Below are 3,059 nucleotides of genomic sequence, written 5' to 3' on the forward strand. Positions count from 1 at the left end.
CAAGAGTTTATCCAGCGACAGGGCACCCGCTCCGCCCGATGCCAGACACAGGCCGACAAAAATGAGAATAGCAGGCGGAAAAAGTTGGCGGAAATCCTGTCCGACGCCCGCCAGCAGGACGACGGCGACGACAAAGTTGGCAGCCAGCATAAGGCCGGCCCATCGGGTCCAAAGCCCCGGTATCAAAAACACGCCGACGATAAACTGTGCCCACACCGAAACCGGAGCGGAAACGGCGGGCAGGGGACATCGGATGGACGTCAGGAACTGCTCGAACTCGGCCATCCGCGCGACGGAGGTGATGTTGTCCCACACGCCATAGATCAGAAACGCCCCGAGAAAGAGGCGCAGTGCCAGCAGCGTCAGATCATGAAACCTCGACAATCCACTCGGCACTGCACCCTCCCTTCCCCGTAAGGGGTGATTAGACTTCCATATCGTCCGGCAGGCCGACGGCGTGGAAACCGGCGTCCACGTGAACCACTTCACCGGTGGTCGAGCGACCCAGATCCGAGGTCAGCCACAGAGCGGCACCCGCGACGCCTTCCATCGAGGTCTCTTCCTTGATCAGCGAGAACTGCGCCGACTTGGAGTGAAGGCCACGGCCACCCGAGATGCCCGCCAGCGACAGGGTACGCATGGCACCGGCCGAGATGGCGTTGACGCGGATGTTCTTCGGGCCGAGGTCACGGGCGATGTAGCGGGTTGCCGCTTCGAGCCCAGCCTTGGCAACACCCATGGTGTTGTAGTTCGGGATGACGCGTTCCGAACCCAGATAGGTCAGGGTGATCATCGAGCCACCGTTCGGCATCAGTTCAGCCGAGCGACGAGCGACGTCGACGAAGCTGAATACCGAGATGTTCATGGCCAGCAGGAAGCTGTCGCGGGTGGTGTTCTCGACGAACGAGCCTTGCAATTCGTTCTTGTTGGCGAACGCTACCGAGTGAACCACGAAGTCGATCTCGCCGAAGGTTTCCTTCAGCGCGGCAAAGGCGGCGTCCATCGAGGCGTCGTCCGAGACGTCGCACGGAATGATGGCCTTGGCACCGACGCTTTCGGCCAGCGGGCGCACGCGGCGCTCTAGGCTTTCACCCAGATATGTGAAGGCCAGTTCCGCACCCTGGGCCGCCAGTTGGGAAGCGATGCCCCATGCTATCGAGTTGGAGTTGGCAACGCCCATGATCAGGCCCTTCTTGCCCTTCATCAGCTCGCCCGTAGGCATATCCCAACCATCAGCCATGGTGTGTCTCCTGGAAATCCAAATCTGTTGTCCGTCTTTTGGACGCGCCCGCCCGTACTGACAAGACGCAGGGTCAAGATAGAGGGCTGGCTTTGACCGCAGACAGGACTAGATTGGCTGTATGAGCCTTGATCCGACGACCGAGCCGCCCCTGGCGGGGCCCGTCTTCTGGGACCGCCGCGAACTGGACCAGCTACTGCGCGTCTATGGCCGCATGGTCGCGCAGGGCGAGTGGCGCGACTATGCAATGGCCGGGCTCAAGGACGCTGCAGAGTTCGCCGTTTTCCGCCGCCACGGCGATGCACCGGCCTATCGCGTGGAAAAGCGCCCGTTGCTTCGCCTGAAACAAGGTCAATATGCCGTGATGGGCGAGAGCGGAATGGTGCTGAAGCGCGGCCGCGAATTGGCTCAGGTGCTGAAGGTTTTCGACAGCCGTAAGTTCACTGTGGTGGAATAAAAAAGCCCCCGCCGGTTGGCAGGGGCTTTCTCGTATCAGGACTTCGGCGTGCTCAAGTCGGCGGCGACTGCGTCGCCGCCATAGCGCACTTAAAACCTATTCGCGCTGGCCGAGGAAGGCGAGCAGGAACTGGAACAGGTTCACGAAGTTGATGAACAGGCTCAGGGCACCGAAGCCGGTCGCCACGCCCAGAGCTTGCTGGTCGCCGCCCAGAGCGTAGTAGGTCATCTTCAGACGCTGGGTGTCATAGGCGATCAGGCCAGCGAAGATCAGAACGCCAAGGCCCGAGATCACCAGATAGAAAATGCCCGACTGAAGGAACATGTTCACCAGCGAGGCGATCACCAAACCGATCACACCCATGATCAGGAAGGTGCCGAAGCCGCTCAGGTCCTTCTTGGTGGTGTAGCCGAACAGGCTGAGGCCTGCGAACGACGCAGCCGTCACGAAGAAGGTGGTTGCCAGCGAACCGCCGGTGTAGCGCAGGAACAGAACGCCCAGACCCGCACCGATGGTCGCAACCACGGCCCAATACAGGATGTTCACGCCACGTGCGGTCGGATTCTTCATGAAGAACATCGAGCCGAACAGCATCACCAGAGGGGCGAACTGTACGACCATGCCGAGCATGGTCAGGCCGACGCGGCCGTCGTCCATGCGTGCGAACAGCAGTTGTTGCACAGCCGGAACGTTGCCGGTGATGTAGGCCAGCACGCCCGCAACAACCAGACCGATGGCCAGCTTGTTGTAAACGCCCAGCATGAAGGCGCGCAGACCGGCGTCGACGGACATGTCCGCCGACTGCGGAAGCGGGCGCGCATAGCCGTTGTTGAAGTCGCTCATCGCGAAATTCGTCTCCCAAATGGTCGGAGTATGCCGACCCTGAAAGAAATATCGGGTCAGGCAGGCTCCTATGCAAGGAAAACCCGCCTTTAACTCGCTTGTTCCAGCCGCTACCAACAGTCGCATGCTCAGACTTTTCACCGCCCTGCACGTCCCCGAACACATCGCCGAGACCCTGCAACGTCGCCAAAGCGGCCTGCCGGGTGCCAAGTGGCGACCACTGGATCAGCTGCACATCACGCTGGCCTTTTATGGCGATGCGACCGAGCGGCAGGCCGACGATCTGGCGTCCGAACTGGTGCGCGCGGAGGGCCGCGGACCGTTGGATCTGGAACTGAGCGGGGTCGGCGCTTTCGGCGACAAGCACCAGAGCCACACCATTTGGGCAGGCGTGAAACCCGACGAGGGGCTGAACCAGCTGGCGGCCCGCTGCAAGTCGGCAGGAGAGCGGGCGGGCCTTCCGCCAGAGCGCCGCGAATACCGTCCGCACGTGACGCTGGCCTATCTGAAACCCCAGAC

Annotated in this window: 5 protein-coding genes; 2 read left to right on the top strand and 3 right to left on the bottom strand. The window is 61.6% G+C overall.

From position 1 onward, the window contains the following. Together OB03_RS12460 and OB03_RS12465 are read right to left on the bottom strand one after the other, a co-directional pair. Positions 1 to 384: DoxX family protein (locus OB03_RS12460; RefSeq protein ID WP_461344365.1), on the bottom strand; the 384-nt coding region annotated here is incomplete at its 3' end. A gap of 40 nt (positions 385 to 424) precedes the next feature. Next, on the bottom strand, positions 425 to 1,240 hold the full coding sequence (locus OB03_RS12465; RefSeq protein WP_242912440.1) for an enoyl-ACP reductase FabI: 816 nt from the start codon (positions 1,238 to 1,240) through the stop codon (positions 425 to 427). Between the two features lie 121 nt (positions 1,241 to 1,361). Between OB03_RS12465 and OB03_RS12470 the strand changes: the two genes are divergently transcribed. Continuing rightward, positions 1,362 to 1,697, top strand: a complete 336-nt coding sequence (locus tag OB03_RS12470) for a DUF2794 domain-containing protein (RefSeq protein ID WP_242912439.1) — start codon at positions 1,362 to 1,364, stop codon at positions 1,695 to 1,697. A gap of 96 nt (positions 1,698 to 1,793) precedes the next feature. Here the strand turns inward: OB03_RS12470 and OB03_RS12475 are convergent, their stop codons facing one another. Next, entirely contained in the window at positions 1,794 to 2,540 is a 747-nt protein-coding gene (locus OB03_RS12475) for a Bax inhibitor-1/YccA family protein (RefSeq protein ID WP_242912438.1), read from the bottom strand. A 124-nt stretch (positions 2,541 to 2,664) separates the two neighbouring features. Between OB03_RS12475 and thpR the strand changes: the two genes are divergently transcribed. Beyond that, positions 2,665 to 3,059: RNA 2',3'-cyclic phosphodiesterase (thpR, locus tag OB03_RS12480; protein ID WP_461344366.1), on the top strand; the 395-nt coding region annotated here is incomplete at its 3' end.

The sequence above is a fragment of the Brevundimonas sp. GN22 genome, from assembly GCF_054824005.1.